Source organism: Yoonia sp. GPGPB17 (assembly GCF_037892195.1).
Lineage (GTDB): Bacteria > Pseudomonadota > Alphaproteobacteria > Rhodobacterales > Rhodobacteraceae > Yoonia.
The window spans coordinates 229124-244102 of the sequence record NZ_JATACI010000002.1; the positions used below are offsets into that span (position 1 = coordinate 229124).

General features: G+C 56.1%; 10 protein-coding genes and 2 pseudogenes. 6 read left to right on the top strand and 6 right to left on the bottom strand.

Annotation, left to right across the window (positions count from 1 at the left end; all coding sequences use genetic code 11):
• Nucleotides 1–139: 139 nt before the first annotated feature.
• The 5 genes from QTO30_RS01485 (at nucleotide 140) to QTO30_RS01505 (ending at nucleotide 5248) form a co-directional block, all read left to right on the top strand.
• The gene (locus QTO30_RS01485) at nucleotides 140–1879 is read left to right on the top strand and encodes a type I secretion system permease/ATPase (RefSeq protein ID WP_340422026.1); all 1740 of its coding nucleotides are present in this window, start codon (nucleotides 140–142) and stop codon (nucleotides 1877–1879) included.
• On the top strand, nucleotides 1876–3180 hold the full coding sequence (locus tag QTO30_RS01490) for an HlyD family type I secretion periplasmic adaptor subunit (RefSeq protein WP_340422028.1): 1305 nt from the start codon (nucleotides 1876–1878) through the stop codon (nucleotides 3178–3180). Before QTO30_RS01485 ends, QTO30_RS01490 begins: the two co-directional genes overlap by 4 nt.
• A 175-nt stretch (nucleotides 3181–3355) precedes the next feature.
• Nucleotides 3356–3745, top strand: coding sequence for a hypothetical protein (locus tag QTO30_RS01495; protein WP_340422030.1), 390 nt, complete (start codon nucleotides 3356–3358; stop codon nucleotides 3743–3745).
• A complete protein-coding gene (locus tag QTO30_RS01500) occupies nucleotides 3742–4035 on the top strand; it encodes an HAD hydrolase family protein (RefSeq protein ID WP_340422032.1) in 294 nt (97 codons plus the stop codon). The genes QTO30_RS01495 and QTO30_RS01500 overlap by 4 nt, the downstream gene beginning before the upstream one ends.
• Nucleotides 4028–5248: a glycosyl transferase gene (locus QTO30_RS01505; RefSeq protein ID WP_340422033.1), complete on the top strand. Its 1221-nt coding sequence runs from the start codon at nucleotides 4028–4030 to the stop codon at nucleotides 5246–5248. Before QTO30_RS01500 ends, QTO30_RS01505 begins: the two co-directional genes overlap by 8 nt.
• Here QTO30_RS01505 and QTO30_RS01510 read toward each other — a convergent pair.
• The 6 genes and pseudogenes from QTO30_RS01510 to urtA form a co-directional block, all read right to left on the bottom strand.
• Nucleotides 5249–6995: pseudogene (locus tag QTO30_RS01510) on the bottom strand (sugar phosphorylase).
• Nucleotides 6996–7104: 109 nt separating this feature from the next.
• Complete coding sequence (gene urtE / locus QTO30_RS01515; protein ID WP_340422035.1) at nucleotides 7105–7800, bottom strand: urea ABC transporter ATP-binding subunit UrtE; 696 nt, start codon at nucleotides 7798–7800, stop codon at nucleotides 7105–7107.
• Entirely contained in the window at nucleotides 7793–8542 is a 750-nt protein-coding gene (gene urtD / locus QTO30_RS01520) for an urea ABC transporter ATP-binding protein UrtD (RefSeq protein WP_340422037.1), read from the bottom strand. Before urtD ends, urtE begins: the two co-directional genes overlap by 8 nt.
• Nucleotides 8539–9705: an urea ABC transporter permease subunit UrtC gene (urtC, locus tag QTO30_RS01525; RefSeq protein WP_340422039.1), complete on the bottom strand. Its 1167-nt coding sequence runs from the start codon at nucleotides 9703–9705 to the stop codon at nucleotides 8539–8541. The genes urtD and urtC overlap by 4 nt, the downstream gene beginning before the upstream one ends.
• Before the next feature lie 4 nt (nucleotides 9706–9709).
• Nucleotides 9710–11652, bottom strand: a pseudogene (gene urtB, locus QTO30_RS01530) (urea ABC transporter permease subunit UrtB).
• A gap of 72 nt (nucleotides 11653–11724) precedes the next feature.
• Nucleotides 11725–13005, bottom strand: coding sequence for an urea ABC transporter substrate-binding protein (gene urtA / locus QTO30_RS01535; protein ID WP_340422041.1), 1281 nt, complete (start codon nucleotides 13003–13005; stop codon nucleotides 11725–11727).
• Between the two features lie 611 nt (nucleotides 13006–13616).
• On the opposite strand from urtA, the gene QTO30_RS01540 reads away from it, so the two are divergent.
• Complete coding sequence (locus tag QTO30_RS01540; RefSeq protein WP_340422043.1) at nucleotides 13617–14798, top strand: helix-turn-helix domain-containing protein; 1182 nt, start codon at nucleotides 13617–13619, stop codon at nucleotides 14796–14798.
• The last annotated feature ends 181 nt before the right edge of the window (nucleotides 14799–14979 follow it).

Here is a 14979-nt window from a genome sequence, read left to right on the forward strand (position 1 = left end):
CAAGTGAGACGTGTGTTTGCGGTGGCCTGTGATGCCTTATTCAAGGTAAAGGACTTCTTAGCAGAGGTCGTGATATATAACCACCAAACTGTAACGCCGGCGTATCTCGCGCGGTCAAGATGAGGGCGTAGCGACAATCATGTCTGACCAACAATCTGCAAAGGGCCAGGCAGAGCTTCTGGAAACGCGCAAAAAGAGCCGTGGCCTTTATTGGATTGTGGGCATCTTCAGTTTCTTTGTGAATCTGCTGATGCTGACCGGGCCGCTTTATATGCTGAACGTATATGACCGTGTTCTGAGTTCCCGGTCGTTTGAGACACTGTTGGCGCTGTCCGTTCTGGTCGGGTTTCTGTACGCGATGATGGGAATTCTGGACTTTGTGCGCGGGCGGGTCATGGGCCGCGTTGGCGCACGGTTTCAGGCCGGTTTGGACAGGCGCGTTTTTGCCGCCGTACTCAAGGCGACTACACTTCACCGTGCCCCGCATGAAGCGGCAACCGGCCTGCGTGACTTGGAATCTGTACAACGCTTGATCACGTCACCTGCCTTGATGGCGTTGTTTGATCTGCCATGGGCGCCGCTTTTCTTTTTGGGGATATTTATCTTTCACCCGCTCATGGGGATCTTGGCCATAGCGGGGGCGGTGGTCTTGCTTATTGTCGCAGTGCTTAATCAGGTGATGACGCGCAAATCGCTTCAGGCGGCCAATGCTGCTGGTTTCGCCTCGGAACGGCTGGGCGCCCATATCCGCGATGAGAGCGAGATGGTGCATTCGCTCGGGATGCGCGGAGCGGCCTTTGATCGCTGGCAAATGGCGCGCGGCGTGTCGCTGGATACGACAATTGATGCCGCTGATGCCTCGGGGACATTTACGGCGATGACCAAAGCGTTTCGTCTGTTTTTGCAGTCGGCGATGCTGGGTCTTGGGGCCTATCTTGTTTTGATCAACGAACTCTCGCCGGGTGCCATGATTGCAGGTTCAATTTTGCTGGGTCGTGCGCTGGCCCCGATTGAACTTTTAGTTGGGCAATGGGCACTGTTCCAGCGTGGCCGTGAAGGGTGGCGCAATCTGGCGGTTCTGTTGGGGCAAGTTCCGGCCGAGGCACCGCGTACTGAATTGCCCAAACCCAAGGCGCGGATTGAAGCGGAACAGGTGACGGTTGTTCCACCCGGTGAATCGCAGGCGGCGCTGCGCTTGATCAGCTTTGCTGCTGCACCGGGGCAGGCGATCGGAGTGATTGGCACCTCAGGCGCAGGCAAATCCACATTGGCGCGGGTGTTGACGGGCGTATGGCAGCCTGCAGGCGGTAAAATCAGGCTCGATGGGGCGGCATTGGATCAATATGACCCCGATGTATTGGGCCAGCATGTCGGATATCTGCCACAGCGGGTGCAGCTTTTTGATGGGACGATCAAGGAAAACATCGCGCGTATGTCGATGGCACCGGACGATGCCAAGGTGATTGCCGCGGCCAAAACCGCCGATGCGCATGAGATGATCCTGCGTTTGCCAGATGGGTATGACACGCAGGTGTCTGCCACCACCGGGCGCCTGTCGGGCGGGCAAATTCAACGGGTGGGTTTGGCGCGCGCGCTTTATGGCGACCCGGTGATTGTTGTTTTGGATGAACCGAATTCAAACCTCGACAATGACGGATCAATCGCGCTGAACAAGGCGATCAAGGCGCTCAAGGCTGACGGTAGGATTGTGTTCATCATGGCGCACCGACCGTCGGCCATTCAGGAATGCGATCTGTTGTTGGTCATTGAAAATGGCACGCGGCGCGCCTTTGGTCCCAAGGATGAGGTGCTGGCTGAAATCGTTAAGAACCACGGCGACATTAAACGCAGCACCGGCAAGGCAGGAGGTGTGTCATGACTGACGCCATTGATCGACGCTGGTCGGCGCGCAAGCATCTTGTCATTGGTGGGCTTACATTGCTGATCCTTGTGGGCGGTTTCGGCACATGGGCCGTTCTGGCGCAGATTTCCGGTGCCCTCATCACCACCGGCCAGATCGAGGTCGATCGCAACCGTCAGGTCGTTCAACACCCTGACGGGGGTGTGGTCGAAGACATCATTGTAGATGAAGGTGATACGGTCGCGGCTGGTGATTTGCTGTTGCGGCTGGACCCGACGACGTTGCAATCAGAACTTGCGATCGTTGAGGGACAGTTGTTTGAGATCCTCGCGCGTCGTGCCCGTTTGGAGGCTGAGCGCGACAATACCTCTACGCTGGTCTTCAATGATGTGCTGCTAGAGGTTGATACCCCAGAGGTTCAAGGCCTGATGGAAGGCCAAGAGCGCCTGTTCCGGGCACGTCTTGAAACCAATCGCAGTTCGGTCGAACAGCTCTCACAGCAACGTGCGCAAATCTCCAGCCAACTGGCCGGGATCACGGCGCAGCAAGAGGCGCTCTCGACGCAGCAAGGGCTGATTGCGCAGGAACTGGCGGACCAGCAAAGCCTGCTGGATCGCGGCTTGGCGCAAGCCAGCCGTGTATTGGCTCTGCAACGCGAAGAGGCCAATTTGTTGGGGACCGTTGGCAATCTCACGGCGCAGGCCGCCCAGGCCAGCGAACGCATGACCGAGATCGAGTTGCAGATACTGGGCCTTTCTTCGACTCGACGTGAAGATGCCATTACGCAACTCAGAGATCTGCAATTTAATGAATTGGAACTTTCAGAACGTCGGCGCACTCTGCGCCGTCAACTTGATCGGCTGGACATCCGTGCACCTGTTTCGGGCGTGGTTTATGGTTTGCAGGTCTTTGCACCCCAATCTGTCATTCGCCCGGCCGATCCGGTACTGTTCCTGATCCCGCAGGATCGCCCGCTTGTGATCGCCACGCAGGTGCAGGCCGTCGACATTGATCAGGTTTTTGTTGGTCAGGACGTCACCTTGCGGTTTTCGGCCTTTGACCAGAAGCGGAGCCCTGAATTGGAAGGCCGTGTCACTTTGGTATCGGCAGATGCATTCCAGAACGAAACATCCGGGTTGTCCTACTACCGCGCCGAAGTGCAGCTCAAAGAGGGACAAGCCGACCGCTTGCCAGACGACATGACCCTGATCCCCGGCATGCCGGTTGAAGCTTTCGTGCGGACCGCAGATCGCAGCCCGCTGAACTTTCTGATCAAACCGCTTACTGATTATTTTAACAAAGCTTTCCGGGAGACCTGACAGCGGGCATCATGGCTTGTGGTCACGCTCTGCTTCGGCCATAATTTATCTATGCCCGACCCCTGTGAACTGATGGTTTTTACTGATCTCGACGGCACGCTGATCGACCATGATACATATGAATGGGCCCCTGCTATTCCGGCTTTGCGGACACTCCAGGACATGTCAGCGGCTGTTGTATTGGCCAGTAGCAAAACAGCCAAGCGAGATAGCGCCACTGCGCTCGAAAATCGGTGTGGCGCAATGGCCTGCTATTATAGAAAACGGGGCAGGGCTGCTTGCACCTTACGAAACACAAACGACCGCAGCGAACGATTGCGGGGCGGTACGTGCAGCATTGGACCGGGTGCCGCCAGACCTGCGTCAGCTGTTTCGCGGTTTCGGCGACGTCACTGTGGAACAGCTTGCGGCTATGACCGGCCTGTTACTGGGCGACGCCGCGTTGGCGCAACGGCGCAGCTTTTCAGAACCCGGCCAGTGGTCAGGCTCGTCTGCTCAGAAAAAGTCGTTTCTGGCTGCATTGGCGGCAGATGGTGTGACGGCAAAGCAGGGGGGCGCTTTTTGACGCTGTCTTTGGGGCATGACAAAGTTGATCAGATGCGCGGCATCATCGCCGTCTACAAGCCCCGGCATGTCATCGCATTGGGCGATGCCCCCAATGATATCGCTATGCTAGAGGCCGCTGATATCGGCATCGTCATCGCGAACCCCGCCCACCCACCGTTGCCACCCCTCAAAACCGAAGGCGCGGGTCGCATTGTCCGCACTCAAGATGCAGGCCCCGCCGGTTGGAACTGGGCTATCCATTCTGCAATTGACCGCCTTGAAGTGAGTAGGACACCAACCCATGGCTGATTTCCATCAAAACGGTAACATTACGACTCTTCACAATCTGCGCACCCGGGTGGTCGCGGAAATGGAGGCGGAACTGAATGCGTTCGCCGCGACCCGCAAGATATCCTTGATCCTGCCCTGCCTCTATTCAGAGCTAGAGGGTGATGCCATGCCCCATATTCTGACTGAGCTTGCCAAGGTAAACTACCTGCACCGGATCATTGTTGGCTTGGATGCAGCAGATGAAAAGCAATTCCGCCATGCGAAGTCATTTTTCAAAGGTCTCAACCAGAACCATATCGTCATTTGGAATGACAGCCCGCGCATGTTGGCGCTGGGCGCACGCCTGCGCGAACTGGGCCTGGCCCCCAGTGAGCAGGGTAAGGGCAAGAACGTCTGGTCGTCCCTTGGCTATCTGATGAGCTGTGCGGACAGTGCCGTCATGGCGATCCATGATTGTGATATCCTGACATATGATAAGGAGATGTTGGCGCGCCTCGTCTATCCGGTTGCCAACCCAACCTTCCCCTACCAGGTGGCCAAGGGATATTACGCCCGCATCGGGGGCGGCAAGCTGAATGGTCGGGTGACGCGTTTGTTGGTCAGCCCGCTTTTGATCGCGCTGAACCGGGTGATCGGGCCACGTGACTACATCGACTACCTGCGCAGTTTCCGCTATCCTTTGTCAGGCGAATTTGCGATGCGCACCGCTATTTTGCCCGATCTGCGTATTCCATCCGACTGGGGGCTGGAGATTGGGGTGCTGTCAGAGGCATGGCGTAACCTGGCACCAAAAGCCGTTTGTCAGGTCGAGATTTCGGATGCCTATGATCACAAGCATCAGGATTTGGCCGCCGATACCGCCGGGTCTGGCCTGAACCGAATGTCCACCGACATTTGCAAAGCAATCTTTCGTAAGCTTGCGGCGGATGGCACTGTCTTTACCCCCAATATCTTTCGCACTTTGAAGGCCACTTACTACCGCTGCGCGCTTGATGTGTTGGAAGGCTACTACAGTGACGCCAAGATGAATGGCCTTGTCATAGACCGCCATACCGAAGAAAACTCGATTGAGATGTTTGCCGAGAACATCATGCGGGCCGGAAAGGTGTTCCTCGATAACCCTCATGAGACACCGTTCATCCCAACCTGGAACCGCGTGCATGCCGCCGATCCCACCTTTTTGGCCGATATGAACACTGCGGCAAAAGCGGACGAGGCCGAGTTTCAGTGATCACCCGCGCCGGTTGCTGATCCAACGACATTGATAAGGGGCGAGGTTAACGGCTTCCTGATCCATGTCGATGGCGTCCCCGCTGAGTAGATCAAACCACATTTCATCCTCGATCAGGTTCATCGATAACTGCGACAAGACAACGGGCTGGTCACTCACGTTATGCAACGCAAAGATGGATTGCCGCCGGTCAAGGCTTTGTCGCCAGACCCCAAACACGCTGTCACCCAGCGGCATTGTGAACTGGGTCGCATTGGGATGAAACGCGGGCTGCTTGGCCCGAATACGCAACCGGTCCGATAGCGCCGTTAATATCTGTGATTGTTCAGATGCAGGATCTTCCAATAGCGTATTCAATGTCGGGTAATCCCAGCGGTGCCGATTGATCGCCCGGTTCATGCCGCGATGGGCGACCTGGGCGTGATCATTTGGTGTGGCCAGCATGGAATGGATGTAGAAAGCTGGAATACCTTCCAACGACATGACGATGGTCTGGGTGCAGATGAACCGCTCAAAATGGTAGTTATCTTTGCTTAAGCAAATGTTTGTGACGTCGCCTCAAAATAGGTCGTGTTGATTTCATAAGGCGCTTCACTGCCATCGGGCAGAGCGCGCATCGACACAAGACCGCCGATGTCTTTGATCGTATCAATCATGCGGGCTTGTTCGTCGGTGGGCAAAATACCTTCAGCGGGCCGCATCCCGATGCCATCATGACTGGCCGTGAAGTTCAGATAGGCGCACCCCAGCTGCGCGGGTGGCATCCCGCTCTGCCAGTGTCGCAGATAATAGGCTGATCCTGACATCACCGCATGCAGGATCAGCGGGGGCAGGGGGAAGTTATAGATAGCGTGTGCTTCGTCGTGGTTACCAAAATAAGACAGGTTCTCGGCCTTGGGCACATTGGTCTCGGTCAGCAAGATGATTGTCTCGGACGCGTAGTCACACAACAGCCGCATCAGTTTCACGATCGCGTGTGTCTGCGGCAGGTGGATCGATGGTGTTCCTGCCTCCTTCCAAAGGAATGCGACCGCATCAAGCCGGATGATCTGAACACCGTTATCCACATGCAACCGAATGATCCGCAGGAATTCCAACAAGACCTCTGGGTTGCGGAAATCCAGATCAATCTGGTCATGGCTGAACGTACACCAGACGTGGCGCGGCCCGTGCGATGTTTCGACCTCTTGCAACAGGGGGTGGTGCGCGGTCTGACAACGGCGCTGAGGTCTTCGTTCGGGTCCGCCTCGAAAAAGTATTTGTCGTATGGTGACTGGCCTTGCCGGTAGCCGTTGAACCATGTCCCTTGGCTGGACACGTGGTTGAGGACAAGGTCGGACATCAAATGAAAGTCTTCACTGATCCGGTTGATATCCGGCCAATCGCCCAGTTGCGGGTTCACGGCGCGAAAGTCAGATACAGCAAACCCATCGTCCGAGGTGTAGGGGAAGAACGGCAGAATATGCACGCCGTTCACGACGCCCTTCATATAGCGCAGCAGGAAGTCATGTAGCAGATCAAGTGGTTTATGCGTCCCATCGACGATCGAATTGCCGTAGGTGATCAGCAGTGCGTCTTTTTCTGTCCAAAGATCATTGCTTGGCATGCGCCCGCGTTTACGCTGGCGCGCGTCCTCTGGCCAAAATGCGGCTACAATCGCTTGCGCCAAAGCGTCACGATCTGCGTCAGGATAGATCTGATGGATCAGTGCGGTCAGCCGCTTATGAAACGCGTTTGTTGTGGTCATCTATCGGGCACTCGTATGACGGTCTTTCGTCTTCTGACGTGATGTATCAAAAGCCTAACTGACCAAATGATACATGCGAATTCAATCCAGGCGCAGTCACTGCGCCTGCCTAGAGGGCCAAATCAGCCATCAGGCGACCTTTCGAATAGTCCTCTTTTGTGGCGGTTTGCTTGATCCTGCCGCGTTCAATCACGACAAAGGTATCCGCAATCCGGTAGGCAAAATCGGCATTCTGTTCGACCAGCACAATCGCCATTTGGCCTTGGTTGCGAAGCGTCTCAAGCGCATCACCGATCTGTTGAATGACGTTTGGTTGGATGCCTTCGGTGGGTTCATCCAGCAGAAGGACGGACGGTTGCGTGATCAGCGCGCGTGCAATGGCCAACTGCTGTTGCTGGCCGCCAGACAAATCGCCGCCGCGCCGGGTTTGCATTTCGCCCAAGACCGGGAAAAGTTCAAAGACATAGTCCGGGATCTCATGTTCGGTCTTCGGCAAGCAGGCAAAACCTGTCTCAAGGTTTTCGCGTACCGTCATCATCGGGAACACTTCGCGCCCTTGCGGCACGTATGCGATGCCCGCACGTGCCGCATGGTAGGCAGAGAAGAGTGAGACCGCTGCGCCGCCAACCAGAACGTCGCCGCTGGCAACGGGGTGCCGCCCGGACACGGCTTTCAGCAGGCTTGTCTTGCCCACGCCATTGTTGCCCATGACGGCTGTGATCTGTCCGACCTGTGCCGTCAATGAAACGTCGTACAAAATCTGGCTTTGCCCGTATCTGAGGTTGATCTGACGCACTTCAAGCATGGGCACGCCCCAGATAAACGTCGATAACAGTCTGATTGGACGTGACGTGATCCAGGCTGCCTTCGGCTAACACCGCCCCTTCGTGCAGCACTGTCACCTTGCAATTCAGGCGGCGTACAAACTCCATATCGTGTTCAACCACGACAACGGCGCAGGTTTTGGCCGCCTCTTGCAGGATGTCGGTCGTCTTTTCGCGCTCCTCCGGCGTCATACCCGCGGCAGGTTCATCCACCAGCATCAGGCGCGGCTCTTGGGCCAGCAGCATGCCGATCTCAAGCCATTGTTTTTGCCCATGGCTCAGCTCACCTGCGACCCGGGTCAGGCCGTCCTGCAGCCCGATCCGGGCAGCGACGTTTTCAATGCGTTCGGCGTTTGGTTTGGTCTTCTTGTGCATCAGCACGGCAAACGGCCCGCGTGGTGTCTTCAGCGCCATGGCAAGGTTTTGCCGGACGGTCTGCGCCTCGAAAACAGTGGGTTTCTGGAACTTCCGCCCAATGCCTTCGCGTGCAATCTGACTTTCTGACATGCCCAGAAGTGAGATATTCTGATCGCCCCAGATCACCTGTCCGTCGTCCGGTTTTGTCTTGCCGGTCACAATATCCATGAATGTGGTTTTGCCCGCCCCATTGGGGCCAATGATCGCCCGCAGTTCTGTCTTTGCGAAATTGATCGACAGGTTATTGATCGCACGAAATCCATCGAAGGTGACACTGACGCCCGAGACCTCCAGCAGCATACTCATGACGGTTTCCTCACCAGATAGTCAAACAGCCCGCCAATCCCTTTGGGAAAGAACAATGTGACCGCGACGAAGGACACACCCAGCAGCACCAGCCACCAATCGGTCCATTGGATCACATAGAAACCAAGGTTGATGTCAGGCGCGCCGCCACCCGTGAACCAGCTGGATAGGAGCGACACGAAGGCCGCGCCGATCACCGCGCCATAAAGCCGCCCGCGCCCGCCAATGGCGACCCAAACGGCCAGATAGATGGACGCGATTGGGGCGATTTCGCCGGGGTTGATGATGCCCGCCTGTGGGTAATAAAGCGCGCCTGCGATACCCGCGACCACAGCCGTCGTGGTGAAGATGAAGAGTTTGTAGCTTTCGACGTGGTAGCCCAGAAACCGCACCCGTGCCTCATTGTCGCGAATGCCCTGAACGACGCTGCCCATCTTTCCCGACACGATCCAGGCAAAGAAGACATAGCCAGCCGCCAGCGCAAGCGCGGAAGCGACAAAGAAGATGATCGAGATAGTGGCCTGCGATACATCCTCATAGCCGGGGATGTTTTGCAGGCCCGACAGGCCGTTGTTGCCACGCAAGCCGCTATCGTTTTGGAACAGGTAGAGGGCGAGGGCCAGCGTCATGGCTTGCGTTAGGATCGACAGGTAAACGCCCGTGACACGCGACCGGAACGCCAACCAACCAAAGACCAGTGCTAACAATCCCGGTACGAGAATGACCATCAACAACTGAAGCAGCAAACTATCAGCGAAAGCCCAGATCATGGGGAATTCAGAACTGCCCACGACCCCGAAGATCTGGTTGCCGATTGCATCGGAGATCTCTGCGGGCGTCGGTGGAATGGGTTGTCCAGCAAGGCTCTCAATCACGATCCCCTCGGTGCGCGCATACATCAGCCACATGCCGATGGCATAGCCGCCGATGCCAAAGAACGCGAAATGCCCCAAGGACAGGATCCCGCAGTATCCCCAGACAACATCCATCGCGATGGCAATCAGGCACAGGCACAGGGTCTTGCCCAGTGTTTTGACGAAGGAGGTTGAGATCAGGCCGATGCCTGTGACCTCGGACAGTACCGTAACAGCCACTGTAAAGACCGCGAGAATGGCAATGAACCACAACACGGATGGGTTTTGGGCGAGGAATGATCTTTGCATTGGTCTAATCCGCCGCCGCGCGGCCCTTGAGGGCGACGATGCCTTTGGGCCTGAATTGAATGAAGAGGATGATGAAGAGGATCATGTAGGTCTGTGCCGCCAAGGTATTGGATGGGTTCAACCACTCGATCCCCTTTTGCAGGAAGCCGATCAATGAGGCCCCGGCCAGCGTGCCCCAGACATTCCCAACGCCACCGACCACGACGGTCATGAAGCTTTGCACGATGTAGTCGGCACCCATCTCGGATGTCACCTTGGCATACAGTCCGATGGCCACACCTGCGATGCCTGCAATGCCGGACCCCAGACCGAAGGTTAGCATGTTGATCCGATCCGGGTTGATCCCCATGGAGGCCGCCATGCCGGGGTTTTGGGTCACGGCGCGCACCTCAAGTCCAAGTCGGGTGCGTTTGAGCACAAAGAGGATCAGAACCAGAAACATCAGCGCCATCACGAAGATCGCGATGCGGATATAGCTGATGGCGACGACATCGTTGAAAACCAGCGCGCCATCGAGCCACTCGGGCGAGGTGAGCGGGCGTGCCTGCGTGCCAAAGATGTTTTTGGCCAATTGCTGGAGCGCAATGGAGATACCGAAAGTCGCCAAAAGCGTTTCCAGCGGGCGATGATAAAGATGGCGGATGACTGTCCGTTCCATCAACACGCTTAAAGCACCGAAGGTGATCGCAAAGGCCAAGGGCAGGGCGATGATAATCGACAGGGTGTAATCCGGCACAAACTGCTGCACGACAAAACCGGTATAGGCGCCCATCATGATGAACTCACCATGTGCCATGTTGATGACGCCCATGACACCGAAGGTGATCGCAAGGCCGATGGCGGCAAGAAAGTAGATCGAGGCCAGTGACAGCGCATCAAGCCCAAGGTCGATGCTTTGGTTAAAGGCCACGTTCGTTTCAATCGCCGTAAGCGCTGTGCGCGCGGCATCGGTGATGGTGCTGTCAGGTTCTGTGTACTGCACGAAAAAGCTGTGTGCGGCGATGGCCTGCGCTTGGGTGGTCTCGTCCACGCGGGACGGGACAATGCCGTCTGCGGCGAGCAGATCATAGGCCAACCCGCGGGCGGCGTCAGTGTTGAGCGTGGCGACGGGGACGCCGCCGACCGTGTCACCGTCGATGTTGGCCACAAGTGCTTCGCGGATTTGTGCCTTGGTGATCAGGGGGCAGCGAGGTCGGCACTGACCAGCCGCGCGTAAGCATCTGCAGCAGTGATATCCGTACCCACGATCAGCATCTGCGCGACATTTGCGCCCTCCGGCACCATCTCGGCTACGGCTTCTGAGCTTTCCAGAATTCTATTCAGAACGGCGCGCACATCGACCGATAAGTCACCCGACAGTGCCTCGATTGCTGCAACGCGATCCTCGGCCGCGTCCGCAAAGAGGGCACCCAGCATGCCTGCGAGACGCATTTTCGTTTCTTTCAGAACCGTATCCGGCTCATCCTGAACCGAGGCCGTGAGCGGGCCCAATTGGCTGGCATCCATACTGCGGGCGATGGCGTCAACGGCGGCTTGGCGCTTTGCGATGTCCGGGTCCGATAGTTGGAATTGGACTAGTGCATCGCCAATCGCGCGACGCACGCCCCCGTTAGGGCGGGATTCTGTCAGTTCGTCTTCGTTGGCAGTCAGAGTTTCGCCGCTGTCGAGGTTCTCCAACGTGATCGTATTACCGTCTTCGATCACCCGAAAGAACAGCCCGTCGCTGTCCCGCTGCACGATCTCGCGATCGCGCCATGCTTCCAAAAAGGGCAGGGCTTGCGGTAATCCGCTGGCGACCAAATCATCGAGCACAACACCGACACTGCGGCGTCCGGGTTTAAGCACTTCCTCTTGGTGGGTTTGCAGGATGTCTTGCAGGGGCTGGGCCGAGACTGCGACGGGCAATGTCAGCAAAAGCGCGAGCGCCAGTGAAAGCAGTCGAAACATGGGGTATTCAGGCCGATCTGTCAGGCAGGTTTTTGCAGCGGGATGCAGATGCCCCCCGCTGCGAGAGAGGTCTTAGTAGTTTGAGGTCAGCTGAACACAGGTCTCGGTTTCAGTGTTATACATACCGCACCCCAGTTCCTGCCAATCCGACTTTAGGATAGCGGATTCGGGCAGATAGTCTGTCCATGCATCGCCGGGAACCTCAGCCGTTTGGCTAATGATGTCGAACTGACCATCGGCAGTGATTTCACCGATCAGCACGGGCTTAGCAAGGTGGTGGTTGGGTAGCATCACCGCTGTCCCACCTGTCAGGTTCGGGAATTCCTGCCCATACATCGCTTCGCGGACCGCGTCGACGTCGGTGGTGCCAGCTTCGGTCACTGCGTTCACCCACATGTTAAAGCCGATGAAATGCGCTTCCATCGGATCGTTTGTGACGCGCTCTTCGCCCATCTTAGCTTTCCATGCTGTCACCCACTCTTCATTCAGATCGGACTCAGCGGACTGAAAATAGTTCCAGGCAGCCAGATGGCCCACAAGGTCGGATGTATCGAGACCGGACAGCTCTTCCTCACCAACCGAGAACGCTACGACCGGGATGTCATCAGCAGAAATACCTGCGGCGGCCAGTTCTTTATAGAAACCGATGTTGGCGTCACCGTTGATGGTCGAGATCACACCAACCTGCTTACCATCAGCACCCAGAGCCACAACGTCAGCGACAATTGTCGCCCAGTCGGAATGCCCGAACGGTGTATAGTTCACAAAAATGTCTTCGGCAGCGATGCCGTTGTCCTGAAGATAGGCCTCAAGAATGTTGTTCGTGGTACGCGGGTAAACATAGTCGGTGCCAAGCAGCGCGAACTTTTCAACACCCAACTCTTCAAGGAAATAGTCAGTCGCAGGGATCGCCTGTTGGTTTGGGGCAGCGCCTGTGTAGAACACGTTCTTGGAGCTTTCTTCGCCTTCATACTGCACCGGGTAGAACATCAATCCGTTGAGTTCCTCCAGCACGGGCAGTGCGGATTTGCGGCTGACAGATGTCCAACTGCCGAAGATCACGTCAACTTCGCTGACGGTCAACAATTCGCGTGCCTTTTCGGCAAAGAGCGGCCAGTCAGAGGCCGGGTCAACAACAACCGCTTCAATCTCACAGTCTAAAAGACCACCGGCGGCGTTCTGATTTTCAATCAGCAGCTCCATGGTGTCTTTCAGCGTGGTCTCGGAAATCGCCATCGTGCCAGACAATGAGTGCAGTACACCCACTTTAATCGGATCGGCGCATTCGGCAGCAGCCATCGCGGTGGCGCCCAGCAGAGCAGTCATTGCAAGTGCAGAGGTTCTTAGTTTCATAGGTCTTTCGTCCCCGTTGTCGCTGCGGGTCGTTGAGGGGACGTCAACGCCCCTTTTCAACGGTGGACCAAGCCAATAGGCAGGACCCGCAACAGTTTTGTTGTGGTCGCGCGAGGGGTTTATCGGTCAGGATCGGTCCTTCGCGCGGCATTGATGCTTTTTCAAGCAGATGTAGTTGGTGCCGCAGTGCAGCGTTAGGCCAGATTTTTTTCGCCGGGTCGCTTAGGTCGCTACTACTTGCCCAAAAAATACGCGTGATATCGCTACCTGCTTAAATTCGCGACGCAATCCTGATGCTTTGATGGCGCTCCTTGGGACATGGCGCAATTTGCTCCCCGCCAGCAGGTTTCGTGATGGCTGATCGGGGCCGTGTTTCGGGTCTGGGCCGGACGATTTGCTTCTTCAAATGCTACCTTCAATGGCTGCACGAACCTTGACGCAAATCCGGTCTGGCCATTTTCAGCACGCTATATTAGCAGTGCTTCAACGTTGGTTTTGACGTGCCCATCGCCATGACAGTCCGGCAACCCCACCCTGTAGTATTTGGGACGATATCTCGAAGCCGATCTACCGTTCGATTTAGATTTTGCAGTCGTTTCAGGACCTTTGAGATGTTCTTGCCGCTTTTTCCTATGGCCCTTTCTGCCCTCGCGCTGTTTGCAGGGGCGAGTGTGTTACTTTTGAGCCCGCGGAAAAACCTGGCCAACCGTGTGTTGGCGACGTTCTTTTTCATATCGGCTTTTGCACAAGCTATGAGCGTGCTGAATTACAGAGACGACTCTGACGGTTTTCAGCCAGTTATGATACTGATGCAGCTGCTGCCGCTGGTGATTGCATTTCTGTTCGGCCCGTTGATCCTGCTTTACACGCGGCTTCTGACCGGTCAACAACGACATATTGGTGGCAGAGATTTTTTGCGGGTTGCATGGGCGCCGACGACGGTAGCCATCATCTGCACACCGCTGACAATCGGCGCGATTTGGTTTGGTTTTTTCTCAGATGATGGTGCCTTGCGTCCCGGTGCGATTGGCTATGCCGCCGGTATGGCTGTGATTCTGACACTTCTAGTCATCATGCCCTTCACTTACATCTACGTGTTTATGTGTTGGCGTCTGCTGATTGCGCATCTCGATACACTCAAGGATGCGTTTTCCTACATACAAGACAAAGCGCTATCCTGGTTGCGTTGGTTTCTGGTTCTCCTCAGCGTTCAAGCGACGATGGCGGCGTTTGAAATATATGACCAGCTCACCCAATCTGGCCTCAGTTCACCAACGATTATGGATATTGGTGAGTTCTTCTTGCTGTTCATCATGAGCCTTCTTGCGCTTAACCACGTGGTGCAATCCAGAGAACGTCAAGAGGTTGCCCCTCAGCCTGAACAAGAACCATCCAAATATGAACGTTCCGCGCTGACGGCGCAGCAAGCGGGCCGTGTTGCCCAACAGCTGGACCAAACGATGGCCCGTGATGGCTTATACCGTGATCCGTTCCTTAATCTGAGCACATTGTCCGCGCGGGCACATGTTAAATCACATCGTGTTTCTCAGGTGCTCAACACCCATATTGGTCGTTCGTTTTTTGACTATGTTAACGGCTGGCGCATTGATGCAGCCAAGCGCCAACTTGCTGACGAACAGCTGACCATTGTCGCCATCTTCCAAGAGGTCGGTTTCAACAGCAGATCCACATTCTACACAGCGTTTAAGAAGGAAACTGGTCTGACCCCGACCGAGTATCGGCGTCGCTTGCGTAGCGATCAGACGGTACAGCAAAACAACGCCGCTGTGTAACTGTGTAGTATTGGCCCCTTCACTAGACCGACAGCGCTGATCTATCGCCACACTTGCCCATAACTGGCTTCGCCCATCGGCGCGGACAAATCCCGGCGGCTGTCCCCTGTCCACGCCTGCTGGCACTGAATTAAGCTTTGACAGCTGGGCGACCTTTTGGCTGCGCGACTGTGACCAATCA

Excerpts from the sequence above, each read along its gene's own strand:
- QTO30_RS01485 (WP_340422026.1), top strand. The coding sequence starts at position 140 with ATGTCTGACCAACAATCTGCAAAGGGCCAGGCAGAGCTTCTGGAAACG.
- QTO30_RS01490 (WP_340422028.1), top strand. The coding sequence starts at position 1,876 with ATGACTGACGCCATTGATCGACGCTGGTCGGCGCGCAAGCATCTTGTC.
- QTO30_RS01505 (WP_340422033.1), top strand. The coding sequence starts at position 4,028 with ATGGCTGATTTCCATCAAAACGGTAACATTACGACTCTTCACAATCTG.
- urtE (WP_340422035.1), bottom strand. The coding sequence starts at position 7,800 with ATGCTTGAAGTGCGTCAGATCAACCTCAGATACGGGCAAAGCCAGATT.
- urtD (WP_340422037.1), bottom strand. The coding sequence starts at position 8,542 with ATGAGTATGCTGCTGGAGGTCTCGGGCGTCAGTGTCACCTTCGATGGA.
- urtC (WP_340422039.1), bottom strand. The coding sequence starts at position 9,705 with ATGCAAAGATCATTCCTCGCCCAAAACCCATCCGTGTTGTGGTTCATT.
- urtA (WP_340422041.1), bottom strand. The coding sequence starts at position 13,005 with ATGAAACTAAGAACCTCTGCACTTGCAATGACTGCTCTGCTGGGCGCC.
- QTO30_RS01540 (WP_340422043.1), top strand. The coding sequence starts at position 13,617 with ATGTTCTTGCCGCTTTTTCCTATGGCCCTTTCTGCCCTCGCGCTGTTT.